The organism is Pseudomonas sp. NFPP25, from assembly GCF_900116505.1.
In the GTDB taxonomy this organism is placed as follows: domain Bacteria; phylum Pseudomonadota; class Gammaproteobacteria; order Pseudomonadales; family Pseudomonadaceae; genus Aquipseudomonas; species Aquipseudomonas protegens.
The window spans coordinates 24,946-48,512 of the sequence record NZ_FPBG01000006.1 but is presented as its reverse complement, the minus strand read 5'-3'; the positions used below and the strand labels follow the sequence as shown (position 1 = coordinate 48,512).

26 protein-coding genes are annotated in these 23,567 nt (G+C 63.8%); 14 read left to right on the top strand and 12 right to left on the bottom strand.

Going from position 1 to position 23,567, the window contains the following annotated elements; all coding sequences use genetic code 11:
* The first annotated feature begins 27 nt into the window (after positions 1-27).
* Positions 28-993, top strand: a complete 966-nt coding sequence (locus tag BM382_RS23320; protein ID WP_011059940.1) for a CgnE/CgnB domain-containing protein — start codon at positions 28-30, stop codon at positions 991-993.
* 139 nt (positions 994-1,132) lie between these two features.
* On the opposite strand, the gene rluB is transcribed toward BM382_RS23320, so the two are convergent.
* The 6 genes from rluB to BM382_RS23290 form a co-directional block, all read right to left on the bottom strand.
* Complete coding sequence (gene rluB, locus BM382_RS23315) at positions 1,133-2,323, bottom strand: 23S rRNA pseudouridine(2605) synthase RluB (protein WP_015634611.1); 1,191 nt, start codon at positions 2,321-2,323, stop codon at positions 1,133-1,135.
* A gap of 145 nt (positions 2,324-2,468) precedes the next feature.
* On the bottom strand, positions 2,469-2,660 hold the full coding sequence (locus tag BM382_RS23310) for a DUF1289 domain-containing protein (RefSeq protein WP_011059938.1): 192 nt from the start codon (positions 2,658-2,660) through the stop codon (positions 2,469-2,471).
* A 77-nt stretch (positions 2,661-2,737) separates the two neighbouring features.
* Complete coding sequence (gene scpB, locus BM382_RS23305; protein WP_072444235.1) at positions 2,738-3,751, bottom strand: SMC-Scp complex subunit ScpB; 1,014 nt, start codon at positions 3,749-3,751, stop codon at positions 2,738-2,740.
* Positions 3,752-3,763: 12 nt separating this feature from the next.
* Positions 3,764-4,462: a segregation and condensation protein A gene (locus BM382_RS23300; RefSeq protein ID WP_169893818.1), complete on the bottom strand. Its 699-nt coding sequence runs from the start codon at positions 4,460-4,462 to the stop codon at positions 3,764-3,766.
* Positions 4,463-4,582: 120 nt separating this feature from the next.
* Positions 4,583-5,212 carry an L-threonylcarbamoyladenylate synthase gene (locus BM382_RS23295; RefSeq protein WP_011059935.1) on the bottom strand — a complete coding sequence of 210 codons (630 nt, stop codon included), beginning with the start codon at positions 5,210-5,212 and terminating at the stop codon, positions 4,583-4,585.
* A 13-nt stretch (positions 5,213-5,225) separates the two neighbouring features.
* The gene (locus BM382_RS23290; protein ID WP_011059934.1) at positions 5,226-6,086 is read right to left on the bottom strand and encodes a PHP domain-containing protein; all 861 of its coding nucleotides are present in this window, start codon (positions 6,084-6,086) and stop codon (positions 5,226-5,228) included.
* Positions 6,087-6,173: 87 nt separating this feature from the next.
* Between BM382_RS23290 and BM382_RS23285 the strand changes: the two genes are divergently transcribed.
* The 6 genes from BM382_RS23285 (at position 6,174) to BM382_RS23260 (ending at position 10,265) form a co-directional block, all read left to right on the top strand.
* Complete coding sequence (locus tag BM382_RS23285; protein ID WP_011059933.1) at positions 6,174-6,770, top strand: septation protein A; 597 nt, start codon at positions 6,174-6,176, stop codon at positions 6,768-6,770.
* A 1-nt stretch (position 6,771) separates the two neighbouring features.
* On the top strand, positions 6,772-7,071 hold the full coding sequence (locus tag BM382_RS23280; RefSeq protein ID WP_011059932.1) for a YciI family protein: 300 nt from the start codon (positions 6,772-6,774) through the stop codon (positions 7,069-7,071).
* 110 nt (positions 7,072-7,181) lie between these two features.
* Positions 7,182-7,592, top strand: coding sequence for an SH3 domain-containing protein (locus BM382_RS23275; protein ID WP_019093743.1), 411 nt, complete (start codon positions 7,182-7,184; stop codon positions 7,590-7,592).
* A 7-nt stretch (positions 7,593-7,599) separates the two neighbouring features.
* Positions 7,600-8,277, top strand: a complete 678-nt coding sequence (locus tag BM382_RS23270; RefSeq protein ID WP_011059931.1) for a response regulator transcription factor — start codon at positions 7,600-7,602, stop codon at positions 8,275-8,277.
* Between the two features lie 143 nt (positions 8,278-8,420).
* Positions 8,421-8,858, top strand: coding sequence for a Spy/CpxP family protein refolding chaperone (locus tag BM382_RS23265; protein WP_015634603.1), 438 nt, complete (start codon positions 8,421-8,423; stop codon positions 8,856-8,858).
* Between the two features lie 66 nt (positions 8,859-8,924).
* Complete coding sequence (locus BM382_RS23260; protein WP_011059929.1) at positions 8,925-10,265, top strand: sensor histidine kinase; 1,341 nt, start codon at positions 8,925-8,927, stop codon at positions 10,263-10,265.
* A gap of 81 nt (positions 10,266-10,346) precedes the next feature.
* Here BM382_RS23260 and BM382_RS23255 read toward each other — a convergent pair whose 3' ends face one another.
* Positions 10,347-10,913 carry a nitroreductase family protein gene (locus tag BM382_RS23255; RefSeq protein WP_011059928.1) on the bottom strand — a complete coding sequence of 189 codons (567 nt, stop codon included), beginning with the start codon at positions 10,911-10,913 and terminating at the stop codon, positions 10,347-10,349.
* A gap of 122 nt (positions 10,914-11,035) precedes the next feature.
* On the opposite strand from BM382_RS23255, the gene BM382_RS23250 reads away from it, so the two are divergent.
* Complete coding sequence (locus BM382_RS23250) at positions 11,036-12,490, top strand: TrkH family potassium uptake protein (RefSeq protein ID WP_011059927.1); 1,455 nt, start codon at positions 11,036-11,038, stop codon at positions 12,488-12,490.
* Here the strand turns inward: BM382_RS23250 and BM382_RS23245 are convergent.
* Entirely contained in the window at positions 12,447-13,508 is a 1,062-nt protein-coding gene (locus tag BM382_RS23245) for an AraC family transcriptional regulator (RefSeq protein ID WP_011059926.1), read from the bottom strand. The genes BM382_RS23250 and BM382_RS23245 overlap by 44 nt on opposite strands.
* Positions 13,509-13,667: 159 nt before the next feature.
* Between BM382_RS23245 and BM382_RS23240 the strand changes: the two genes are divergently transcribed.
* A complete protein-coding gene (locus BM382_RS23240; protein WP_011059925.1) occupies positions 13,668-13,979 on the top strand; it encodes an Mpo1-like protein in 312 nt (103 codons plus the stop codon).
* 74 nt (positions 13,980-14,053) lie between these two features.
* A complete protein-coding gene (locus tag BM382_RS23235) occupies positions 14,054-14,644 on the top strand; it encodes an HD domain-containing protein (protein WP_015634600.1) in 591 nt (196 codons plus the stop codon).
* A gap of 22 nt (positions 14,645-14,666) precedes the next feature.
* Here the strand turns inward: BM382_RS23235 and BM382_RS23230 are convergent, their stop codons facing one another.
* Positions 14,667-15,488, bottom strand: coding sequence for a UDP-2,3-diacylglucosamine diphosphatase (locus tag BM382_RS23230; protein WP_015634599.1), 822 nt, complete (start codon positions 15,486-15,488; stop codon positions 14,667-14,669).
* A gap of 132 nt (positions 15,489-15,620) precedes the next feature.
* On the opposite strand from BM382_RS23230, the gene BM382_RS23225 reads away from it, so the two are divergent.
* Positions 15,621-16,436, top strand: coding sequence for a helix-turn-helix transcriptional regulator (locus tag BM382_RS23225; RefSeq protein ID WP_072444238.1), 816 nt, complete (start codon positions 15,621-15,623; stop codon positions 16,434-16,436).
* Between the two features lie 51 nt (positions 16,437-16,487).
* Positions 16,488-17,381 carry a DMT family transporter gene (locus BM382_RS23220; protein ID WP_072444240.1) on the top strand — a complete coding sequence of 298 codons (894 nt, stop codon included), beginning with the start codon at positions 16,488-16,490 and terminating at the stop codon, positions 17,379-17,381.
* On the opposite strand, the gene BM382_RS23215 is transcribed toward BM382_RS23220, so the two are convergent.
* On the bottom strand, positions 17,375-17,662 hold the full coding sequence (locus tag BM382_RS23215) for an Rdx family protein (protein ID WP_011059920.1): 288 nt from the start codon (positions 17,660-17,662) through the stop codon (positions 17,375-17,377). The genes BM382_RS23220 and BM382_RS23215 overlap by 7 nt on opposite strands.
* 71 nt (positions 17,663-17,733) lie before the next feature.
* Here BM382_RS23215 and BM382_RS23210 point away from each other — a divergent pair, with 71 nt between their 5' ends.
* The gene (locus BM382_RS23210) at positions 17,734-19,923 is read left to right on the top strand and encodes a patatin-like phospholipase family protein (protein ID WP_072444242.1); all 2,190 of its coding nucleotides are present in this window, start codon (positions 17,734-17,736) and stop codon (positions 19,921-19,923) included.
* 96 nt (positions 19,924-20,019) lie between these two features.
* Here BM382_RS23210 and BM382_RS23205 read toward each other — a convergent pair whose 3' ends face one another.
* Together BM382_RS23205 and recQ are read right to left on the bottom strand one after the other, a co-directional pair.
* Entirely contained in the window at positions 20,020-20,454 is a 435-nt protein-coding gene (locus tag BM382_RS23205) for a MarR family transcriptional regulator (RefSeq protein ID WP_011059918.1), read from the bottom strand.
* Between the two features lie 119 nt (positions 20,455-20,573).
* The gene (gene recQ, locus BM382_RS23200) at positions 20,574-22,700 is read right to left on the bottom strand and encodes a DNA helicase RecQ (protein WP_011059917.1); all 2,127 of its coding nucleotides are present in this window, start codon (positions 22,698-22,700) and stop codon (positions 20,574-20,576) included.
* A gap of 274 nt (positions 22,701-22,974) precedes the next feature.
* On the opposite strand from recQ, the gene BM382_RS23195 reads away from it, so the two are divergent.
* Positions 22,975-23,562 carry a UPF0149 family protein gene (locus BM382_RS23195; protein ID WP_011059916.1) on the top strand — a complete coding sequence of 196 codons (588 nt, stop codon included), beginning with the start codon at positions 22,975-22,977 and terminating at the stop codon, positions 23,560-23,562.
* Positions 23,563-23,567 lie beyond the last annotated feature (5 nt).

Here is a 23,567-nt window from a genome sequence, read left to right as displayed (position 1 = left end):
GTCACCTTTGTCCTCCAGGGAGGTTTTATGGACCAGACCCGCGCCATCCGCCATTTCCTGTACTACCTCGAGCGGCATCCGGCCTTGAGCGGCCCCCAGCCCTCCAGGGTGGTGATCGGCCACACCGCCGAGTACCAGGCCATGGTCAGCGCCATCCTCGAACAGTCGCGCCAGGCCACCCCACTGACGGTCAGCGCCCTGCGCCTGGACCAGGAGCCGGCGGCGACCCTTGCCCAGGCCATCATCGACTGTGACCTGTACATCTTCTTCTACGACTCCTCGACCCTGCCCCAGCCACGCCCCGACGGCCCGGAGTTCCTGCGGCCGCTGCATGGGCTGATGGCCGAGCACTGGAAGAAGTCCCTGCTGTTCAAGGATTACGGCGAGTACTTCTACGACACCTTCAGCGTCGAGCCGCAACGCATTGCCGACCTCAACGCCACTCTGATCCGCCGCCTGTCCCAGGCCACCACCCTGAGCTTCAGCGACCTTCAGGGCTCATATTTCGAAGCGCCCTTGAACAGCGTGAAGAAATGGACCGACATCAACGGCGTCGGCAACTACGACCTAGCACCGGGGGAAATCGCCACCCACAGCGATGCCATCAACGGCCATGTGAAGTTTCTCGGCACCTTCCTCAGCACCATCCCTTTCGCCCGCAAGTACGGGGTGCTGAAAGCACCGCTGGAACTGTGGATCGAGAACTCCAGCATCAGCCGGGTGGCCACCGAGGTGCCGGGGCTGGCCAATGACTTCAACAAGTACCTGGATGCCAACCCGTCCAACCGGCGCATAGAGGAACTGGGAATCGGCACCAACGAGGGCATCAGGTCCCTCTACGGGCGCAACTCCGGCTTCGAAGAGCGCCATTGCGGCCTGCACCTGGGCCTGGGGGGCGGCGCCAAAGGCAGCCATCACCTGGACCTGATCTTCAGCTCCGGAGTGCTGGCGGTGGATAACAAGCCTGTGTTCGACGGCCAGTTCGCCTTCTAGCGTAGGAGCTGGCAAGCGAAAGCCGCTTTCAGCCTGCGCAAGCCGGGTGGCCCGGTTCGCCGGCAAGCCGGCTCCTGCGCAGTTGAAGGCAAAAAAAACGCCAACCCGGAGGTTGGCGTTTTTGTCGGCAGGCCGGGAATCACTCCGGCTTGCGGCGACCAAAACCGGGACGCTGGCCGGAACCGGCCGGGGCGCCACGGCGCTTGCCGGAAGGTGCGTCCTTGTCCAGCACCAGGCTTGGGCGCTTGGACTTGGGCGCCGGCTTGGCCGGACGCTTGGTGTCCGCCGGGCGGTCGGCCACCGGAGTGCCGCGGCCAGTAGCCGGACGCGGAGCACGGGAGCCACGCTCGCCATCCGGACGGGCAGCCGGCTTGCGGCCAGGACGCTCGCCTTCGATCTGCGGCTCGCGGGAAACACGCGGGGTGGCCGCGCTGCCATTGGCCGGACGCAGGGTGCGCACGCGCTCGCTCTTGCCCACCGGACGCGAGGATTTGCGCTGCATGCGCTCCAGCTTGTCCTTGGACTTGGCATTGAGCTGCGGCATGGCCACCGGCGTCAGGCCGACTTCGGCGCTGAGCACATCGACTTCGTACTGGCTCATTTCGCGCCAGCGGCCCATGGGCAGGTCGGAGTTGAGGAACACCGGACCGAAGCGCACGCGCTTCAGGCGGCTGACCACCAGGCCCTGGGATTCCCACAAGCGGCGCACTTCACGGTTGCGACCTTCCATCACCACGCAGTGGTACCAGTGGTTGAAACCTTCGCCACCGGGCGCCTGCTGAATGTCAGTGAACTTGGCCGGGCCGTCTTCGAGCATGACGCCGGCCTTGAGGCGCTCGATCATCTCGTCGTCGACCTCGCCACGCACACGCACCGCGTACTCACGGTCCATCTCGTAGGAAGGGTGCATCAGCCGGTTGGCCAGCTCACCGTCGGTGGTGAACATCAAAAGACCGGTGGTGTTGATGTCCAGGCGGCCAATGTTGATCCAGCGGCCTTCGCGCGGACGCGGCAGCTTGTCGAACACGGTCGGGCGGCCTTCCGGGTCGTCGCGGGTGCAGATCTCGCCGTCGGGCTTGTTGTACATGATCACGCGGCGCACCGATTCGGCGGCCTCTTCGCGCTTGATCACCTTGCCATCGATGGAAATGGCGTCATGCAGGTCGACGCGCAGGCCCAGGGTGGCCTCTTTGCCGTTGACCTTGATCCGGCCCTGGCTGATCCAGGACTCGACATCGCGGCGCGAGCCGACGCCGATGCGGGCGAGGACTTTCTGCAGTTTTTCGCCGGCTGGACGGATTTCCTGGTCGTTCTGATCGGTATCGCTCATCTGGGCACCTCCCGGTGTGTCGCTTCAGGCTTGAGCGGCCTGAAGGGTGGAAAACAGGGTCTGTGGCGAAGGGATCGCCAAAGGGTCGCGAATCATACGCTCATGGCGGCGGTTGCGCATCACAGACTAGTTGATAAGTCGCCCCTCAGGACTTTTTCCGCCGGCCGGTGGCGCGCAATTGCAGCAGGCGCATGGCGGCTTCAGCCAGCACTTGACGGCGCTCGGCCTTGTCGAGCTTCTTCCAGGCCTTGATCTCACGCTTGCTGCGCCCGCAGCCGATGCAGATGTCATCGCTGAACTTGCACACGCTGATGCAGGGATCCTTGGCAGAACTCATCCATCACCTCTGTAGGAGCCGGCTTGCCGGCGAAAAAAACCGCCAGCCATGCGCCGAGCCGGCCAGCGACTACAAGGTCAATCGTCCAGCAGGCGGCGTTCGTTTTCGATGGCTTCGGCCAGGGCCTGGGCTTCGGCCTCTTCCTCGCTCAACTGCGGCGTAGCAGGCTCCAGAGCGGCTACTGCGGCGAGCAACTTGGCCCGGGCCTCGGCCACGCCCAGCACATCATCCTCTGCTTCGACCGGCGGCCGGTCCTCGGGTTCGACCGGGAATTCATCGGGCTCATCGGCGAGGAACTCAGATTCGGTCCGGGCCTCCTCCTGCGGGAGATCCGGCACCGGCTCTTGCACTCCTCCCTGCTCCGGTTCCACCACACCATCACGGTGCAAGTCTTCGAAGTCGGTCTTGATCCCCTCCTCCATGAAATCCAGCTCCAGCAGCAGGGTATGGAAGCTGGTTTCTTCCTTGGGTTCCTCCGGCTCGGCGCTGGCATCGGCCAGTTGTTGCAGGTGCTCGGGCACCGGCGCGTCGTCGAATTCCAATACCGGCTCGGCCTCGATCTCCCGCAGTTCCGCCAAAGGCGGCAGGTCGTCGAGGTTCTTCAGGTTGAAGTGATCGAGAAACGCCTTGGTGGTGGCGAACATCGCCGGCTTGCCCGGTACGTCGCGATACCCCACCACGCGGATCCACTCACGTTCCAGCAAGGTCTTGACGATATGGCTGTTGACCGCCACGCCACGCACGTCCTCGATCTCGCCCCGGGTGATGGGTTGGCGATAGGCGATCAGGGCCATGGTTTCCAGCATGGCGCGCGAGTAACGCTGTGGGCGCTCTTCCCACAGGCGGCCGACCCAGGGCGCGAACTTCTCGCGGATCTGCAGGCGATAGCCGGAGGCCACTTCCTTGAGCTCGAAGGCCCGCCCTTCGCAGGACTTGCCGAGCAGGGCCAGGGCTTTCTTGAAGACCGCCGGGTCCGGCCGCTCGGCTTCTTCGAAGAGCTCGAACAGGCGTTCCAGGGACTGGGGTTTTCCCGAGGCCAACAGAAAGGCTTCGAGCAGGGGCGCCAGCTCACGGGGTTCATTCAAATTCATGATTTAAGCTCGTTATTCGGCTCGCGCCCGTACGTGGATGGCCGCAAAGGGCTCATTCTGCACCAGCTCGACCAGGGATTCCTTGACCAGTTCGAGGATCGCCATGAAGGTCACCACCACCCCCAGGCGCCCTTCCTCGGCGGTGAACAGCTCGACAAAGGGCACGAAACCGCCGCCCTTGAGCCGCTCCAGCACATCGCTCATGCGCTCGCGGGTGGACAGCGCCTCGCGGCTCACCTGATGGCTTTCGAACATGTCGCCACGGCGCAGCACCTCGGCCATGGACATCAGCAACTCTTCCAGGGCCACATCCGGCAGCAGCTTGCGCGCCCGGGCCTCCGGGGCGTCGAGTTTGGGCACCAGCACATCGCGACCGACCCGGCTCAGGCCGTCGATGCCCTCGGCGGCCGCCTTGAAGCGCTCGTATTCCTGCAGGCGGCGGATCAGTTCGGCCCGCGGATCGTCCTCTTCTTCCTCGACTTCGGCTGAGCGCGGCAGGAGCATGCGCGACTTGATCTCGGCAAGCATTGCCGCCATCACCAGGTACTCGGCGGCCAGTTCCAGGCGCACCGACTGCATCAGCTCGACATAGCCCATGTACTGGCGGGTGATTTCCGCCACCGGGATGTCGAGAATGTTGATGTTCTGCTTGCGGATCAGGTACAGCAGCAGGTCCAGCGGGCCTTCGAAGGCTTCGAGAAAGACTTCCAGGGCATCCGGGGGGATGTACAGGTCCAGGGGCATTTCCATGACCGCCTGGCCGTAGACCATGGCGAAGGGCAGCTCCTGCTGGGCGCCGGCCTGGTCGTCGACGGTTTCCACTGCGGACATCTAGGCCTCGGCCATGAACGGCGCGGGGTCGCCGCAACCGACGCGGATCACTTCCGGCTCGCCGTCGGCGAGGTTGATCACCGTGGACGACTCGGTGCTGCCGAAACCGCCATCGATGATCAGGTCCACCTGGTGCTCCAGCAACTGGCGCATCTCGTAGGGATCGCTCAGGGCCTCGGTATCACCGGGCATGATCAGGCTGACGCTCATCAGCGGCTCGCCCAGCTCGGCCAGCAGCGCCAGGGCGATCGGGTTGCTCGGCACCCGCAGGCCGATGGTCCGGCGCTTGGGGTGCAGCAGCAGGCGCGGCACTTCCCGGGTGGCGTTGAGAATGAAGGTGTAGGGCCCCGGCACATGGGCCTTGAGCAGACGGAAGGTGCCCGTGTCGATCTTGGCGAACAGGCCCAACTGCGAGAGGTCGCTGCAGATCAGCGCGAAGTTGTGCTTGTCGTCCAGCTGGCGCAGGCGTCGAACCCGTTCGATTGCGCCCTTGTCGCCCATCTGGCAGGCGACGGCGTAGGACGAATCCGTGGGATAGATCACCACACCGCCGCCGCGAATGATCTCGACGGCCTGTTTGATCAGGCGTGGCTGGGGGTTTTCCGGGTGGATCTGGAAAAATTGACTCACTGTCTCTACCTGTTCAGGCGGCAATAATTGGCTCATGTTTGAACCGACACCAAAGGGGCGGCAGGTCTTCCGGGACCGGGCGATACTCACCAATCTCGGACCAGCCTCCAGGGCCATGAAAGTCACTGCCAGCGCTGACCAGCAGTCCGAATTCACGAGCAAGGATAGCCAAACTGCCCACTTGCTCTGCAGGTTGGTGGCCATTGACCACTTCGATAGCATGACCACCGGCTTGAATATAGTCGGCAATCAAGCGGCGACGCTTGCTGCGGGTGAAATCGTAATGCCAGGGATGGGCCAGGCTGACCCAGGCCCCCGCGGCCCGCAGTGTGCCGACGGTTTCTTCCAGGGTCGGCCAGTGCTGCTTGACGTCCCCCAGCTTGCCGGCCCCCAGCCATTTGCGAAACGCCTCGGCGCGATCCTTCACGAAACCAGCACGCACCAGGTAGTCGGCAAAGTGCGGCCGCGCCGGTGCATTGCCACTGTCCCCCAGTTCCTGCTGGATCGCCCGGGCGCCTTCCAGCGCTCCCGGCATGCCCTTGAGGGCCAGCTTGCGGCTGATCTCCTCCGAACGCAGCCAGCGGCCTTCGTGGAGTTTTTCGATGGCTTGCACCAAAGCCGGGGCCTGGGTATCGAAGCCGTAGCCCAGCACATGGATAGTGGCGCCGCCCCAGGTGCAGGAAAGCTCAACGCCATTGACCAGCTGCATGCCCAGTTGCTGCGCCGCCTGGCGCGCTTCGTCCAGCCCCTCGAGGGTGTCGTGGTCGGTCAGGGACAAGATTCGCACGCCTCTCTCGTACGCACGCGCAACCAGAACCGCGGGCGCCAGGGCGCCGTCGGAGGCCGTGCTATGGCAGTGCAAATCAACATTCACAGGACGATAAAACCTCAAGTCAGCTGGCGCTTTCGCTACCAAGGATGTTTGTTATTATGCCGGGACATCCTGCTTCTGGCTGCCACTGTGAAACAATTCATCGACTTCATCCCGCTGTTCCTGTTTTTCATCGTCTATAAAATTGATCCCCGCGTCGTCGACCTTGCCGGTCACGAAGTCACCCTGGGCGGCATCTACAGCGCCACAGCGGTGCTGATCATCAGTTCCCTGGTGGTGTATGGCGCCCTGTTCATCTCCCAGCGCAAGCTGGAAAAAAGCCAGTGGCTGACCCTGATCGCCTGCCTGGTCTTCGGCAGCCTGACCCTGGCCTTCCACAGCGAAACCTTCCTTAAATGGAAAGCTCCGGTGGTCAACTGGCTGTTCGCCCTGGCCTTCATCGGCAGCCACTTCGTCGGCGACCGCCTGCTGATCAAGCGCATCATGGGCCACGCCCTGACGTTGCCAGACCCGGTATGGACCCGCTTGAACATCGCCTGGATCGCCTTCTTCCTGTTCTGCGGCGCCGCCAACCTGTTTGTCGCCTTCACCTTCCAGAGCATCTGGGTCGACTTCAAGGTCTTCGGCAGCCTGGGCATGACCGTATTGTTCCTGGTGGGCCAGGGTATCTACCTCTCGCGCCACCTGCATGACGCCGATCCCACCACCCCGAAAACCGAGGACTGACATGCTTTACGCAATCATTGCCACAGACGTCGCCAACTCCCTGGAAAAACGCCTGGCCAACCGGCCGGCGCACCTGGAGCGGCTGCAAGTGCTCAAGGATCAGGGGCGCGTGGTACTCGCCGGCCCGCACCCGGCGATCGACAGCAATGACCCGGGCGCGGCCGGTTTCAGCGGCAGCCTGATCGTCGCCGAGTTCGACTCCCTGAGCGCCGCCCAGGCCTGGGCCGACGCCGACCCGTTCGTGACCTGCGGCGTCTACGCCCATGTACTGGTCAAGCCGTTCAAGCAATCGATGCCGTAAATCCTCCCGGGTGCGATGAACCTTCGCGGTTCATCGCGCTCTCAATCGCTCATTATTCTCGTTTGACTGCCGACAACCTGCCCAACACTCGATTGGAATCAGGAGTTTCGATGCGCCAAGGTCCGCTGTGCCTGCTGTTGGTCATGTTGTCGATCGGGGCTCCAGCCCTTGCCGAGGAAACCCAGGACACCGGCCATTCCACGCCGCTGTCCCTGAGCGCCGGCAGTCAGATCACCGAGTTGCAGCAACGCTTGAAAGAAAGCGAGCGCCTGCGCGATGAACTGAGCAAACAATTGCAAAATACCGATGCCGAACGGGAAAGCCCCCAACTGACTCGCTTGCGCCAGGAGAACCAGCGCCTCAAGCTGCAACTCAAAGAGGCCCAGGCCAACCCGGCACCCCGCCTGTTGACCGATCAACAGCAGTGGTTCGTCACCGGCGGCGGCGTGGCCCTGCTGGCCCTGCTCTGCGGGATCTTCGCCAGTGGCGGGCATCGCAAGCGTCGACAATGGCTAAATTGAGAGATTCATGAGCGACCTGTTACTGATTGATGATGACCAGGAGCTGTGCGAGCTCCTGAGCAGTTGGCTGAGCCAGGAAGGTTTTCTGGTGCGGGCCTGCCACGATGGCCTGAGCGCCCGTCGCGCCCTGGCCGAAACGGCGCCGTCAGCGGTGGTACTGGATGTGATGCTGCCCGACGGCAGCGGCCTGGAGCTGCTCAAGCAACTGCGCAATGAGCACCCCGACCTGCCGGTGCTGATGCTCTCGGCCCGTGGCGAACCCCTGGACCGCATCCTCGGCCTGGAACTGGGTGCCGACGATTACCTGGCCAAGCCCTGCGACCCCCGTGAACTCACCGCCCGCCTGCGTGCCGTACTGCGCCGCAGCCATCCGGTGGCGGCCTCCAGCCAGATGGAACTGGGCGACCTGTGCTTCAGCCCGCTGCGCGGTGTGGTCAACATCGACGAGCAGGACATTACCCTGACCGTTTCCGAAAGCCGCCTGCTCGAAGCCCTGCTCAAGCAACCGGGCGAGCCCCTGGACAAGCAGGAACTGGCGCAGATCGCCCTGGGCCGCAAGCTGACCCTGTATGACCGCAGCCTGGACATGCATGTCAGCAACCTGCGCAAGAAGATCGGCCCGCACCCCGACGGCCGTCCACGGATCGTCGCCCTGCGCAGCCGCGGCTACTACTACAGCCTCTGATCCCGATGTGCCCTGGCAGATTTGTCAGGGCCGTGAAATACCTTCTTTACCCAAGCTTTACCCTCCGCTGACTGCCGCTGACCTTGATCTGGGTAACCTGAACTCATCCGGAACTTACCGGGAATGAGACAAGGAGATACACCATGCGCAAGACCCTGATCGCTCTGATGTTCGCCGCCGCCCTGCCAACCGTGGCCATGGCCATGCCGGAAGGTCACGGCCCGATGGGCCCCATGGACGGCCCTCGGCACAGCGAGCACATGCGCGGCAAAGGCCCTTTCAGCCAACTGGACCTGAGCCGCGAACAGCGCCAGCAGATCGGCAAGCTGATGGGCGAGCAAATGCACGACCGCAAGGCCGTGGTGGAAAAGTACCTGGAGAAACTCTCGCCGGCCGACCAGAAAGCCATGAAGGATGAGCTGACCGCCAAGCACCAGAAGACCCAGGCCGATATCCGCGCCCTACTCAAGCCAGAGCAGCAGAAAGAGTTTGACGCCATCGTCAAGAAACAAGAGGAGCGTCGCGCCGAATGGGCCGAGTTCAAGGCCTGGAAAGCGCAGCAACCGCAAAAAGCGCAATAATGCGTTAGCGTCCACCCCCAGCCCAGTGGCCTCCCCCCACTGGGCTTTCGCGTTCGAGGAGTTCCTGTGCGTTCATTGTTCTGGCGCATCCTGGCCAGCTTCTGGCTGGCCATCACCCTGGTTGCAGGGCTGTCGATCCTGCTCGGGCACATGCTCAACCAGGATGCCTGGATCCTCAGCCGTCACCCCGGCCTCAACAGCCTGACCGAGGAATGGACACAGACCTACGAGAACCAGGGCGAGGACGCTGCCCAGGACATCCTCCAGCAGCGCAAGCGCCAGTACCACATCGATGTCCAGGTGCTCAACGAGAGCGGCGACCCGGTGGTTCGCGGCACCTTCCCGCGCCGCGCCGCGGCCTTCGAAGCCCGGCAGAACAATGACGACCGGCACCTGCCCTGGCGCCGCCTGACAGCGGAGTACACCAGCCCGAAAACCGGCGACACCTACCTGTTCATCTATCGCATCCCCCATCCGGAACTGGACGCCTGGCACCGCGACAGCCTGACCTGGCCCCTCAGCGCCCTGGCCATCGCCCTGGTGGTGCTGACCCTGTTCAGCCTCCTGGTCACCCTGTCCATCACTCGTCCCCTGAGCCGCCTGCGCGGCGCGGTACACGACCTGGGCCAGGCCACCTACCAGCAGAACAGCCTGGCGCGCCTGTCCAACCGCCGCGACGAATTCGGTGTACTGGCCCGGGACTTCAACCGCATGGGCTCGCGCCTGCAGAGCCTGATCGGCAGCCAGCGCCAACTGCTGCGGGACGTGTCCCACGAACTGCGCTCGCCCCTGGCCCGCCTGCGCATCGCCCTGGCATTGGCGGAACGGGCCGCCCCCGAAGAACGGGAAAAGCTCTGGCCGCGGCTGACCCGCGAATGTGACCGCCTGGAAGCGCTGATCAGCGAGATTCTGGTGTTGGCCCGGGTCGATGCGGACAACGCCAGCGCCGAAGAAGTGGACCTTAACGCCTTGCTGGTCGCCGTGCAGAAAGACGCGCAACTGGCCTGCCCGGAACAGCCGGTGCTGATAACCGCCCCGCCACAGCTGCACCTGCGCGGTTGGCCGACCATGCTGGAGCGGGCAGTGGACAACCTGCTGCGCAACGCTCAGCGCTTCAACCCCGCCGGGCAAGCGATCGAAGTCACGGCCCAACGCCAGGGCGAGAAGATCCAGATCAGCGTGCGCGATCATGGACCCGGCGTAGAAGCCGAGCACTTGAGCCAGCTGGGAGAGCCCTTCTTCCGCGCCCCGGGGCAAAGCGCTCCGGGCCATGGCCTGGGGCTGGCCATCGCCCGCCGCGCCGCAGAGCGTCACGGTGGCAGCCTGCTGCTGGCCAACCATCCTCAGGGCGGATTCATCGCCACCCTGGAACTGCCCCTGGTCCCCGGCGCCGTGGTGCAGGCCTGAACGCAACGCGGGCAAGCCGCTGCCGCCGGGTCCGGCAACAGCGGGTTTGCCCGCGAGGTACACAGCGTTAGAAGAGGAAAATCAGGCCTTGGCAGTCCAGGCGCTGACGAACTCGGCGGTATCGACCTTGGGGGCGATCCGCGGCTCATTCAGCGGCGTGCCAAGATAAAGGAAGGCAATGATCTCTTCGCCGTCCTCCAGGCCCAGGCCCTTGGCTACATGGGGCGAGTAGGACAACTCGCCAGTACGCCACACCGCGCCGATCCCCTGGGCGTAGGCCGCCAGCAGGATACCGTGGGCCGCGCAGCCCGCTGCCAGCAACTGCTCGCTCCTGGGCACCTTGAAGTGCTCCTGCAAACGGGCGACCACCACAACCACCAGTGGTGCGCGCAGGGGCATGGCCCGGGCCTTGTCCAGGGCCGCCTGGGTCACTTCGCCGCCCTGCAGCTGTACCGCCTCCACCAGCAACTCGCCCAACTGCTCGCGTGCCGCACCTTCGACGGTAAGGAACCGCCAGGGGCGCAACTGGCCATGATCCGGCGCGCGCAGGGCGGCGGCGAACAAGGCTTCGCGCTGCGCGGCGCTAGGCGCGGGCTCCACCAGGCGCGGCACGGAAACACGGTTGAGCAAAGCGTCGAGAGCCTCCATCGGCCACCTCCTGAAAAAAATGTCCGGCCATTCTAGCGGGATCTGCCGGCCGGGTGCCGGTTTACATGCCCTGCCCCGCAGGTAGAATGGGCGCCCTTCATCTACCAGCCCGAGCGGAACACATGGCGTTGCCGACCTTAAGGATCATTGGTTTCATCATCGGCATCTTCCTCATCACCCTGGCGATCGCCATGGTGGTGCCGATGGCGACCCTGGTGGTCTTCGAACGTACCGGCGACCTGCCGTCCTTCCTCTGGGCCAGCATGATCACCTTTATCGCCGGCCTGGCCCTGGTGATCCCCGGGCGCCCCGAGCACGTTCATCTGCGCCCCCGCGACATGTACCTGCTGACCGTCTCCAGTTGGCTGGTGGTGTGCATCTTTGCCGCCCTGCCATTCCTGCTAACCCAGCACATCAGCTACACCGACTCGTTCTTTGAAAGCATGTCCGGCATCACCGCCACCGGCGCCACCGTGCTCAGCGGCCTGGACAGCATGTCGCCTGGGATCCTGATCTGGCGTTCGATGCTGCACTGGCTGGGGGGCATCGGCTTCATCGGCATGGCGGTGGCGATCCTGCCGTTGCTGCGTATCGGTGGTATGCGCCTGTTCCAGACCGAATCCTCGGACCGCTCGGAAAAGGTCATGCCGCGCTCGCACATGGTCGCCCGGCTGATCGTCGCCACCTACGTGGGCATTACCATCTTCGGCAGCCTGGCGTTCTGGTGGGCCGGGATGAACGTGTTCGATGCCATCAACCACGCCATGTCGGCGATCTCCACCGGCGGTTTCTCCACCTCGGACGATTCCCTGGCCCACTGGAAACAACCGGCGGTGCACTGGGTGGCGGTGGTGGTGATGATCCTCGGCAGCCTGCCCTTCACCCTCTATGTGGCCACTTTGCGTGGCAACCGCCGGGCGCTGATCAAGGATCAGCAGGTCCAGGGCCTGCTCGGGCTGCTGCTGGTGACCTGGCTGGTACTCGGCACCTGGTACTGGTGGACCACCAACCTGCACTGGCTCGAGGCCCTGCGCCACGTGGCGCTGAACGTGACGTCGGTGGTCACCACCACCGGCTTCGCCCTGGGCGACTACAGCCTGTGGGGCAATTTCTCACTGATGCTGTTCTTTTACCTGGGGTTTGTCGGCGGCTGTTCCGGCTCCACTGCCGGCGGGATCAAGATCTTCCGCTTCCAGGTCGCCTACATCCTGCTCAAGGCCAACCTCAATCAACTGATTCACCCGAGGGCGGTGATCAAGCAGAAGTACAACGGCCATCGCCTGGACGAAGAAATCGTCCGCTCGATCCTGACCTTCTCGTTCTTCTTCGCCATCACCATCTGCATGATCGCCCTGGCCCTGTCGCTGCTGGGCCTGGACTGGATGACCGCCCTCACCGGTGCCGCCAGCACCGTGTCGGGCGTGGGCCCGGGCCTGGGCGAAACCATCGGCCCGGCCGGCAACTTCTCGACCCTGCCGGACGCCGCCAAGTGGATCCTGTCCCTGGGCATGCTCCTGGGCCGGCTGGAAATCATCACGGTGTTCGTGTTGTGTATTCCGGCATTCTGGCGTCATTGACCGGGGCCGGCGCGGCCTGTAACCGCGCCCGGTACTCACCGGGCGTGGCATCGAACCAGCGGCGGAATGCACGGAAGAAGTTGCTCGGGTCGGCAAACCCCAGCAAGTAGGCAATTTCCAGCAAGGTCATGCGCGGCTGCGCCAGGTACTGCTCTGCCAGTTCCCGGCGGGTGTCATCCAGCAGCGCCTGGAAGCTGGTGCCCTCTTCCTGCAGGCGCCGCTGCAAGGTGCGCTGGGACAGGTGCAGCGTCTGCGCCACCATTTCGCGCTTGGGCTCCCCCTGGGGCAGCAGGCGACACAAGACCTGCCGCGCCTTGTGGGTCACCCGGCTTTCGGAGAAGCGCGCCAGGTATTCGCCGGCGAAACGATCGTGCAGCAGGGCCATGGCCTCGTTGGCGGTGGGCAGCGTGGCCTCCATGTCGGCACGCTCGAAGATCAGCGCATCAAAGGGCGCGGCAAACACCAGGGGCGCGTGGAACATGTCCTTGTAGGGTTGCAGGTCACCGGGCTGCTCGCCCTGCAGCAACACCTTGCGCGGCTGCAACGCGCGCCCCGTCAGCCAGCCGCACAAGGCCAGGGCGCAGGCCAGCGAAGCCTCGGCACTTTGCCGGGTGGGCGGTAGATGGTCGCCATGCACCGTCAGGATCAGTGCATAGCCCTCGGGAAGAAGGCGGAAACTCAAGTCAGCGCTTTCGGCAATGATCCGCTGATAACGCACCAGCCGCTGAAACCCCTCCGCCAGGGTACGACTCGACATCAATGCATACCCGGCCACGTGAAAAGACGCAGGACGCACCACCTTGCCCATGTTCAGGCCGATCGCCGGGTTGCCGGAAAGCTCGACGGCGCGCTGCCAGAGCCGGGTCATGGAGTCCTGTGTGAAGCGCGCGTCGGGATCTTCCAGGGCACCGTAGTCGAGCCCCAGCTGCTTGAACAGGGCCCGGCAATCCAGGCCGTCCATCTCCAGGGCCTTGACGATTCCCAGGGTCCAGCTTGCAGAAGTCGTTCGTTCGCTCATGAGGGGTTCTTACATGATGAGCCGCATGCTACGGCCAATTTCCCAAGGATACTAAAGTGGCGCCTATTGTCACTGGCCTGCGCCGCCAAGGACTCTAGACTCAAATAAGCTCCCCGCCGAACATCCGCCGACAGAACAACAGACACAGAGATCGCGGCCATGGAAAACATCCGACAGTTCAACAGCTTCGCCGAGTTCTACCCCTACTACCTGAGCGAGCACAGCGACAGCACCTGCCGACGCCTGCACTTCATCGGCACCAGCCTGGTGATCTTCATCCTCGCCCTGGCCATCGGCAAAGGCGCCTGGTGGCTGCTGCTGGTGTTGCCGATAGCCGGCTATGGCTTCGCCTGGGTCGGGCATTTCTTCTTCGAGAAAAACCGCCCGGCCACCTTCCAGCATCCGCTGTACAGCCTGCTGGGGGACTTCGTCATGTACCGCGACATGATCCTCGGCAAGGTGCCCTTCTAGACCCCAGGGCCGCCAGCGGCTCCCCACAGGGCCAGGCCTTGCAGACCCGCCCCATGACAACAAGAGGATGGCCGATGAACACCCATGCGCGCTTTACCCATATGCAGGACGGCACCCAGGAGGACTGGGCGATCATCGCCGCGGATTTCAGTGCCTACGCCAAGCAGTTGCCGACACGCATCCTGGCCCACCTGCAATTGCTGGAAGGCGACTTCGGCGGCTTCCCGGTGGACCGCCTGACCCATTCGCTGCAGACCGCCAGCCGCGCCTGGCATGACGGGCGCGACGAGGAATACGTGGTCTGCGCCCTGCTCCACGACATTGGCGATACCCTGGGTTCCTATAACCATCCGGATATCGCCGCCGCCATTCTCAAGCCCTTTGTCAGCCCGGAAAACCTGTGGATGGTGGAGAAGCACGGGATCTTCCAGGGTTACTACTTCTTCCATCACCTGGGCATGGATCGCCACCTGCGCGAGCAGTTCAGTGACCACCCGCTGTACCAGTACACCGCCGAGTTCTGCGCCAAGTACGACGCCGCCGCCTTCGATCCGGCCTACGAGAGCCTGCCCCTGAGCTTCTTCGAGCCCATGCTGCAACGGCTGTTCGCCCAGCCCCGGCAGTCGCTGTACAAGGCGGCCATGGAGCAGGCCAGCCCGGCCTGAAAAACCGTGTTCGGCCCAGGGCTCAGGCCGGCTCCGCGACTTTCATCCGCTCAGCCTTGAGCAGGGCCTCACGGGCCTGGGCCTCGGCCAGGCGATAGAGTTCGATGCTGCCGTCCCAGTGCTCGATCAGGGCCGTGCAGGACTCCACCCAGTCACCGCAATTGAGGTAATCCACCTCGCCCACCTTGCGGATCTCGGCATGGTGAATATGGCCACAGACCACCCCGTGCAACTCGCGCTTGACGCATTCGTGGGCAATGGCTTCCTCGAAATCGCTGATGAAGCTCACCGCCGTCTTGACCTTGTGCTTGAGGTAGGCCGACAGCGACCAGTACCCATAGCCATAACGCGCCCGCCAGTGGTTGAGCCAGCGGTTGAGGGTCAGAGTGAATTCGTAGGCCGAGTCGCCGAGAAAGGCCAGCCAGCGGTGATAGCGGGTAATCACATCGAACTGATCGCCGTGGATCACCAGCAGATGACGCCCGTCCGCAGTGACATGTACCGCCTCGTCCACCAGTTGGATATTGCCGAGAATCAGCCTGGAGTAGCGCCGCAGGAATTCGTCGTGGTTGCCGGTGACGTAGATCACCTCGGTACCACGCTTGCTCATGGTCAGCAGGCGCCGGATCACGTTGGTATGGGCCTGGGGCCAGTACATGCCGCCGCGCAGCTTCCAACCATCGATGATGTCGCCCACCAGATAGATGCGATCGGCGTGATAGGCCTTGAGAAAGCGTGCCAGGTGTTCGGCCTGGCAATCCCGGGTGCCCAGGTGCACATCTGAAATCCACAGGGTCCGCACCCGTTGCTTGCGGCTGGGCTTGGCGAGTTCGGCATGGGTCATGGACGCTCTCCTGGATTTTTTGCGAGCTTGCGCCCCAGCGATTAATAGCCCATGACACAAATGCGGCAGTGCGATGACAGCGCGAAACGCCCGACCGCCGGTGTAGACTGGCCGCCTGCCAAGGAGACCGTGATGGGATCTATCCTCACTCTGCGCCACTACACTCATGACCTGATCGCCCACAGCCACGAACATGCGCAACTGGTGTTCGGCCTGCGTGGCCAGCTCGATTTCGAAGTCGAAGGCCAGGGCAGCCAGGTGCAGCAGCAGAGCTTCGTGGTGGTGCCGGCCGGCGCCCGGCATGTCTGCGGCAGCCCCAGCGGCAGCCATTGCCTGGTGCTGGATATACCCGGCGAACACTGGGTGCAGCAATCGTTGGGGGAACATGCCGAGGCCAGTCGGCGTTTGCTCGATGCGCCCCGACACCAGGTCCTGGGGCCGAGCCAGAGCCGCCTGGTCAACTGGCTGGCGGACAGCCCGGTGGACGACCCCTTGATTGCCCAGCAAGGCGCGGTCTTGCTGCTGGCCAGCCTAAATCATCGCGCCGACAGCCAGCCCCGCGAGCGCCGCCTGCCCTATGCCGCCCTGAATGCCCATATCGATCATCACGCCGCCCACCCCTTGCAGGTGGCCGACCTGGCCCGTATCGCCGGGCTGTCCGCTGCCCGCCTGCATGCACGGTTCATCGCCGAGTGCGGGGCCAGCCCCATGGAATACGTGCGACGCCGGCGCTTGCACATGGCCCTGGAACTGTTGCGCGGATCGACCTTGCCCATGGGCGAAATCGCCAGCCGCGTGGGTTACAGCTCCCAGAGTGCCTTTGCCGCGGCGATACTGCGGCAGTACGGCCATTCGCCGCGCCAACTGCGCCAAGGGGCAGACGCTAGTCCCTCGACAAAAAACGCCAGGATCGCGACAGACCAACAGTCCGCCCCGCCCGTAGACTGAGCCCATTGCCGCCTAAGGCCATTACTGCCCGTCTTGTGGTTAAGGATAAAAATGACTCCGCGTACCGCCCTTGGCGCCTTGCATATCGGTGCCCTGATGTTCGGCCTGACCGGTGTATTCGGTAAGCTCGCCGCCGCTTCGCCCGCGGTCATCGTCTTCGGCCGTGCAGCCTTTGCCGTGCTCGCCCTGGGTGTCTTCGCCCGCCTGGCGAGCAACACCCCCTGGCAGAAACTGGCCGCCACCGATTGGCGGCGCCTGCTGCTCAGCGGCCTGCTGCTGGCCGGGCACTGGGTGAGTTTCTTCGTGGCGGTGAAGGTCGCGGGGGTGGCTATCGCGACCCTGGGCTTTGCCAGTTTCCCGGCGTTCACCGTGATTCTCGAAGGCCTGATCTTCCGCGAGCGGATCCGCTTCAACGAAATGCTGTTGGTGCTGCTGGTCAGCATCGGCCTGGTGCTGGTGACCCCGGACTTCGACCTGGCCAGCCAGGCCACCACCGGCCTGCTCTGGGCCGTGGGCTCGGGCCTGCTGTTTGCGCTGCTGTCACTGAACAACCGTGCCAGCTCCGGGCGGATCCCCGCGGTGCAGGCGGCGCTCTGTCAAAACGTGGTGGTCGCTCTGTGCCTGCTGCCGGTGGCGGCTCCCGAGCTTAGCCAGGTGCGGGCCATGGACTGGCTGTGGATCAGCCTGCTGGGAATTTTCTGCACCGGTCTGGCCCACAGCCTGTTTGTCGCCAGCCTGGCAGTGATCAAGGCGCGCACCGCAGCGGTGGTGTTTGCCCTGGAACCGGTCTACGGAATTACCGTGGCCTGGTTGCTGTTCGGCGAAAACCCGACCCTGCGCATGTTGTTCGGTGGGGCCTTGATCATCGTTGCCATCGTGGTTTCAAGCCGCCTTTCGGCGGGTTCGGGCAGCAAGGCAGCCACGGCTGAAGCCGGCTCTCACTGAGTACGGTCGTTGTGGCCCAGGTCGCGCTCGGGGTCGATCTGGTCGCGAACCCGCTGCTTCAGCACCTTGGCCTCGGGAAAGCCACCATCGGCCTTGCGCTCCCAGATCTGCACGCCATCGCAGGTGATGCGAAAAGCCCCGCCGGTTGCCGGCTCCAGGGACACCTTGCCCAGGTCGTCGCTGAAGGTGCTCAACAGCTCCTGGGCCAGCCACGCCGCCCGCAGTAGCCACTGGCATTGGGTGCAATAGGTGATGATCACTTCGGGTTTACGTTCAGTCATGGTACGGCCGACTCCTGGATTCAAGGGCGTCGTTATAATAGCCGGCTTTATCGCCCGCCCCGAGAACCGTAATGCGCCGCCTGCTGTCCTGCCTGTTCCTCTGCCTGCTGCCCTTGCTCGCTCAATCTGCCGAAGCGCCACGACCGAAAATCGGCCTGGTGCTGTCTGGGGGCGCCGCCCGCGGCCTGGCCCACATCGGGGTGCTCAAGGCCCTGGAGGAACAGGGCATCCGCATCGACGCCATCGCCGGCACCAGCATGGGCGCGGTGATCGGCGGGCTGTATGCCTCGGGCTACAAGATCGACGAGCTGGAAAAGCTTGCGCTGAACATCGACTGGCGACAGGCCTTGTCCGATGCCCCGCCCCGGGAAGACGTGCCGTTCCGGCGCAAGCAGGACGACCGGGATTTTCTGGTCAAGCAGAAGCTCAGCTTCCGCGACGATGGCAGCCTGGGCCTGCCGCTGGGGGTGATTCAGGGACAGAACCTGGCACTGCTGCTGGAAAGCAAGCTGGCCCACGCCAGCGATACCCGTGACTTCGACAAGCTGCCGATCCCCTTCCGGGCCGTGGCCACCGATATCGCCAGCGGCGAGAAAGTGGTGTTTCGCAAGGGCCACCTGCCCCAGGTGATCCGCGCCAGCATGTCGATCCCGGCGGTCTTCGCACCGGTGGAACTGGATGGCCGTCTGCTGGTGGACGGCGGCATGACCGATAACATTCCCCTGGACGTGGCGCGGGACATGGGAGTCGACATCGCCATCGTGGTGGACATCGGCACACCGCTGCGTTCGCGCAAGCAACTCAATACCGTGGTCGACGTGCTCAACCAGTCCATCACCCTGATGACCCGGCGCAACTCGGAGGTGCAACTGGCGGCACTGCACCAGGACGACGTGCTGATCCAGCCAGCGCTGTCGAGCTTTGGCGTTACCGACTTTGGCCGGGCCCAGGAAATGATCGACGCCGGCTACCGCGCCACCCGCATCCTCGACGCGCGCCTGGCCCGTCTGCGTCCGGCCCATGCGCTGGATGCCGAACTGACCGCTGCGCGCCAGCCCAGCCAGCGCACGCCGATCATCAGCGCGATCAAGGTGGAAAACGACTCCAAGGTCAGCGACGAAGTGATCCGCTACTACATCCGCCAGCGCATCGGCGAGCCGCTGGACCTGGGCCGCCTGGAAACCGACATGGGCACCCTGTACGGCCTGGATTTCTTCGAACAGGTGCAGTATCGCGTAGCCCACAAGGGGCAGGACAACACCCTGGTGATCAGCGCCCGGGGCAAGCGCAGTGGTACCGACTACCTGCGCCTGGGGCTGAACCTGTCCGATGACATGCGTGGCGACAGCGCGTTCAATATCGGCGCCAGCTACCGCATGAACGGCATCAACAGCCTGGGTGCAGAATGGCTGACCCGGGTGCAGATCGGTGATCAGCAGGAACTCTACAGCGAGTTCTACCAGCCACTGGATGCCGGTTCACGCTACTTCATTGCGCCCTTCATCGCCGCCGAAGCGCAGAACGTCGAGGCGGTGCTGGACAACGACCCGATCGCCGAATATCGCGTGGAACGCTACGGTTTCGGGCTCAACCTAGGGCGCCAGATCGGCAACAGCGGCGAAGTGCGTTTCGGCGTCGGCGAGGCCTGGGGCAAGGCCGATGTGCGCATCGGCGACCATAACCTGCCCAGCGAAAACTTCAACGAAGGCTACTACCAGTTGCAGTACTCCTTCGACTCGCTGGACAACGTCTACTTTCCTCACTCCGGCGAAGACATCAAGCTGAGCCTGCGCCAGTTCGAACCGAGCCTGGGTTCGGACAATCGCTACCGGCAGTGGGAGTTCAAGCTGGACAAGGCGCTGAGCAGCGGCCCCAATACCTTTGTCCTGGGCGGTCGCTATGGCCGGACCCTGGACAACGCCGACGTGGTGACGTCCAGCTTCCTGCTCGGTGGAGCTCGACAACTGTCCGGTTTCCGTCAGGACGCCCTCTCCGGGCAGAACATCAGCCTGGCTCGCGCCGTGTACTTCCGTCGCCTGACACCACGCTCCTACCTGCCCCTGGACTTTCCACTGTACCTGGGAGGCTCGCTGGAGCGGGGCCGGGTGTGGAACAACGACAATGCCTTCGACAGCGGCTACATCAACGCGGCGAGCATCTTTCTGGGCTTCGACACGCCGCTGGGGCCGCTGAACTTCAGCTACGGCTTCAACGACGACAACCAGAAAGCCCTGTCACTGAATCTGGGCCAGACCTTTTGACAGGCACGCAAAAAACGCCCCTGGGCGCAGCAGGCTTGAATTCAGAATGGCAGAGGAGCAAGACAAACCGGGGTCAGGCAACCCCGGTTGAAGGCGTCAGGATTTTTCCAGATTGGCCAGGATGCGCTCATGAACGCGAATGCAGACCCGCAGGTCTTCTTCGTCAACGCCAACGAACAGCTCATGACGCAGGGCGGTGGCAATGGTTTCGATCTGTTCGATCAAGGGCCGGGCGGACGGACAGAGAACGATTTTCTTCGCCCGGCGATCTTCCACCACCGACTGGCGCTGAACCAGGCCCTGGGTTTCCAGGCTGTCCAGCAGCCGGGCCAGGGTCGGCCCTTCTACGCCGACGCTTTGCGCCAGCTCGCGCTGAGTGGGCGCCTCTTCGAAGCGGGCCAAATGCAACAGCACCAGCCAGCGGGCCTGAGACAGGCCGAGCCCCGCCAGGCGGCGGTCCAGTTCGGCACGCCAGCCGCGAGACATATGCGCCAGCTGCATACCAAAACGGTGTTCATCGGTTAACGGCATAAAACACTCATGATCAGACTGAAAATAAAGAAAAACTAATTATTAGTCAGCTAAGCATGCCCCTTGCCCGGAGGCAAGGCCTGTAAGGGACTGAATCGTTACAACATTGACGCACCCCTTCACATTTCAAACTCCGACTCCAAGGCCGCACGTACGCAATACAGAACCCCTTCCGGCACCCTTCCGGCAAACACCGGGATAACCTCGGCCACGGGCGGCAACTCGCCCTCGCCGTCGAGGAACGCATCCTGGATCTCTCCCAGCAGGTCTTCCGGCAAGTCCAGGGCCTGCTCCAGCGACAGCTGCTGCTTGCCGATGGCTTCGGCGAGCAGGGTGTAGACGTTCTTTTCCGTGCACTGCAACTGGCCGGCGATCTGCACCGGGGTCATCCCCGCACGAGCCAGGGTGATCAGTTCATGGCGCAGGTCGGCAACCACTTTCGGCGCCTCGACACCGCCGCCGAGGACTTCGAGGAAGGCTGCGCCATAACGCTCCAGCTTGCGCGCACCCACGCCGCTGACCTCGGCCATTTCGGCCATGGAGCCGGGCTGGCTGCGGAGCATTTCGAGCAAGGTGGAATCGGGGAAAATGACATAAGGCGGCACCCCATGTTCTTCCGCCAGCTTGCGTCGCAGGGCCCGCAGCGCTTCCCACTGCTCGCGCTCCTCGCCCCGTACCAGCTGGCTGGCCTGGCTGGTGCTGCTCTTGGGGGTGGTTTGCGGCTTGAGATCACGACGCAACTCCAGGGTCACTTCGCCCTTGAGCAGCGGGCGGCAGCTGTCGCTCAGGCGCAGGCCGCCATAACCTTCCAGATCGATGTCGGCCAGGCCGCGGGCCACCAGCTGGCGGAACAGCGAGCGCCATTCGCCTTCGCTGCGGGCCTTGCCGACACCAAATACCGACAGGTGCTGATGGCCGAAACTGCGGACCTTTTCCGTGTCCTTGCCCAGCAGCACATCCACCAGGTGACCGACGCCGTAGCGCTGGCCAGTGCGATAGATCGCCGACAGTGCCTGGCGTGCCGGCTCGGTGGCGTCCCAGGTCTGTACCCCATCGACGCAGTTGTCGCAGTGACCGCAGGGTTGCGGCATGTCTTCATCGAAATAGGCCAGCAGGGTCTGGCGCCGGCAACGAGTTTCCTCGCACAGGGCCAGCATCGCATCGAGCTTGTGCTGCTCAAGACGCTTGTGGCGCTCGTCGCCCTCGGAGTTCTGCAGCATCTGCTTGAGCATCAGCACGTCCTGCAGCCCGTAAGCCATCCAGGCGTCTGCCGGCAGGCCGTCACGACCGGCGCGACCGGTCTCCTGGTAGTAGGCTTCCAGCGACTTGGGCAAGTCCATGTGGGCCACGAAGCGCACGTTGGGCTTGTCGATGCCCATGCCGAAGGCAATGGTGGCCACCATGATCAGGCCCTCTTCATTGAGGAAGCGCTTCTGGTGATAGGCCCGCAGCTCATTGGGCAACCCGGCATGGTAGGGCAGCGCGGTGAAGCCCTGCTCGCAGAGAAATGCAGCCACTTCGTCGACCTTTTTGCGCGACAGGCAATAGACGATCCCGGCATCGCTGCGCCGCTCGTTGAGGAAGGCCTGCAACTGCTTGCGTGGCTGCTCCTTGGGCACGATGCGATAGAAGATGTTCGGCCGGTCGAAGCTGGAGAGAAAACGCTCGGCGTCCTGCAGGTGCAGGCGATTGACGATCTCTTCCCGGGTGCGCTTGTCAGCCGTGGCGGTCAGGGCAATGCGCGGCACCTGGGGGAACATTTCCGCCAGCTGCCCCAATTGCAGGTATTCGGGGCGGAAGTCGTGGCCCCACTGGGACACACAGTGGGCTTCATCAATCGCGAACAAGGCGATTTCCAAGCTCTGCAGAAACGCCAGCATGCGCGGCTGGACCAGGCGCTCGGGGGCCAGGTAGAGCATCTTCACTTCGCCGCGCCGGATACGCGCGGCCAGGTCACGCTGCTGCTCGGCGCTGAGGGTGGAGTTCAAGGCTGCCGCCGCGACACCGAGTTCCTCCAGGGTCGCAACCTGGTCGTCCATCAGCGCGATCAGCGGCGAAACCACTACCGCCAGCCCTTCGCGAAGTAGCGCCGGGACCTGGAAACACAGCGACTTGCCGCCGCCGGTGGGCATCAGTACCAAGGCATCGCCGCCGCTGGCCACGCGCTCAATGATCGCACCTTGGCGACCACGGAAACTGTCGTAGCCGAAGATGTCCTTGAGGACGCGTTGAGCCTGTTCGAGCATGAAAAACTCCAAAAATCGCTGAAATCCCTGGGGGCAGACTGGACGAAAAGCCGGCACGCTTCACCGACATTTGCGTTAGCGGACTTGTCCGGAACAGACGGCCAGCCTGCAGGGCATCACAAAACGCGCGAGTATACCCGACCCCTTCCCGGCAGAGGGCACCGACAATGGACCGCTGGTAACCTTTAGAACCGCTCAAATCGGCACCGCGGCTGGCTTGAGCGCGCAAGAAAGCCTAGAATTCAGCATCGTTTATTCCCCAAGGTAGCCGTCAATGTCCTTCGCTGAGCAACTAACCCGCCTGCAAGTCTTCCTCGATGCAGATGATCTGCACGACGAGGCGCTGGACTACGTGGCCGCTCACGGCTACCTGACCGCGCTGTCCATCTGCTCGGAAAGCGTTCCGGACCGTGAATGGATCGACGCCCTGTTCGCCGAAGAGCCGCACTACCGTGACGACGCCGAACGCGAAGCCATCGAGTCGACCCTGCTGGCCCTCAAGGCGCACATCGCCCGCCAACTGGCTTCCGACGAAGAATTCGAGCTGCCCTGCGAACTCGACCTGGGCGAGGACCCGGACGACTCCGACCTGCGCGGCTGGTGCATCGGCTTCATGGAAGGCGTGTTCCTGCGTGAAGCGGCCTGGTTCGAAACCGCCGAGGAAGAAGTCAGCGAGATGCTGCTGCCGATCATGGTGGGTTCCGGCCTGTTCGATGAACAGCCGGAGTTCTCCGACATCGCCAGCGATGCCAACCTGATGGACGACATGATCGTGCAGATCCCGGAAGCGCTGACCGCGCTGTACCTGCTGTGCAACGCCCCCGACGAAAAACCTGCGCTGCTCAAGCCGCGCCACCACTGAGTCGT

Excerpts from the sequence above, each read along its gene's own strand:
- BM382_RS23320 (WP_011059940.1), top strand. The coding sequence starts at position 28 with ATGGACCAGACCCGCGCCATCCGCCATTTCCTGTACTACCTCGAGCGG.
- rluB (WP_015634611.1), bottom strand. The coding sequence starts at position 2,323 with ATGAGCGATACCGATCAGAACGACCAGGAAATCCGTCCAGCCGGCGAA.
- BM382_RS23310 (WP_011059938.1), bottom strand. The coding sequence starts at position 2,660 with ATGAGTTCTGCCAAGGATCCCTGCATCAGCGTGTGCAAGTTCAGCGAT.
- scpB (WP_072444235.1), bottom strand. The coding sequence starts at position 3,751 with ATGAATTTGAATGAACCCCGTGAGCTGGCGCCCCTGCTCGAAGCCTTT.
- BM382_RS23280 (WP_011059932.1), top strand. The coding sequence starts at position 6,772 with ATGCTTTACGCAATCATTGCCACAGACGTCGCCAACTCCCTGGAAAAA.
- BM382_RS23275 (WP_019093743.1), top strand. The coding sequence starts at position 7,182 with ATGCGCCAAGGTCCGCTGTGCCTGCTGTTGGTCATGTTGTCGATCGGG.
- BM382_RS23270 (WP_011059931.1), top strand. The coding sequence starts at position 7,600 with ATGAGCGACCTGTTACTGATTGATGATGACCAGGAGCTGTGCGAGCTC.
- BM382_RS23265 (WP_015634603.1), top strand. The coding sequence starts at position 8,421 with ATGCGCAAGACCCTGATCGCTCTGATGTTCGCCGCCGCCCTGCCAACC.
- BM382_RS23255 (WP_011059928.1), bottom strand. The coding sequence starts at position 10,913 with ATGGAGGCTCTCGACGCTTTGCTCAACCGTGTTTCCGTGCCGCGCCTG.
- BM382_RS23250 (WP_011059927.1), top strand. The coding sequence starts at position 11,036 with ATGGCGTTGCCGACCTTAAGGATCATTGGTTTCATCATCGGCATCTTC.
- BM382_RS23245 (WP_011059926.1), bottom strand. The coding sequence starts at position 13,508 with ATGAGCGAACGAACGACTTCTGCAAGCTGGACCCTGGGAATCGTCAAG.
- BM382_RS23240 (WP_011059925.1), top strand. The coding sequence starts at position 13,668 with ATGGAAAACATCCGACAGTTCAACAGCTTCGCCGAGTTCTACCCCTAC.
- BM382_RS23235 (WP_015634600.1), top strand. The coding sequence starts at position 14,054 with ATGAACACCCATGCGCGCTTTACCCATATGCAGGACGGCACCCAGGAG.
- BM382_RS23230 (WP_015634599.1), bottom strand. The coding sequence starts at position 15,488 with ATGACCCATGCCGAACTCGCCAAGCCCAGCCGCAAGCAACGGGTGCGG.
- BM382_RS23225 (WP_072444238.1), top strand. The coding sequence starts at position 15,621 with ATGGGATCTATCCTCACTCTGCGCCACTACACTCATGACCTGATCGCC.
- BM382_RS23220 (WP_072444240.1), top strand. The coding sequence starts at position 16,488 with ATGACTCCGCGTACCGCCCTTGGCGCCTTGCATATCGGTGCCCTGATG.
- BM382_RS23215 (WP_011059920.1), bottom strand. The coding sequence starts at position 17,662 with ATGACTGAACGTAAACCCGAAGTGATCATCACCTATTGCACCCAATGC.
- BM382_RS23210 (WP_072444242.1), top strand. The coding sequence starts at position 17,734 with ATGCGCCGCCTGCTGTCCTGCCTGTTCCTCTGCCTGCTGCCCTTGCTC.
- BM382_RS23205 (WP_011059918.1), bottom strand. The coding sequence starts at position 20,454 with ATGCCGTTAACCGATGAACACCGTTTTGGTATGCAGCTGGCGCATATG.
- recQ (WP_011059917.1), bottom strand. The coding sequence starts at position 22,700 with ATGCTCGAACAGGCTCAACGCGTCCTCAAGGACATCTTCGGCTACGAC.
- BM382_RS23195 (WP_011059916.1), top strand. The coding sequence starts at position 22,975 with ATGTCCTTCGCTGAGCAACTAACCCGCCTGCAAGTCTTCCTCGATGCA.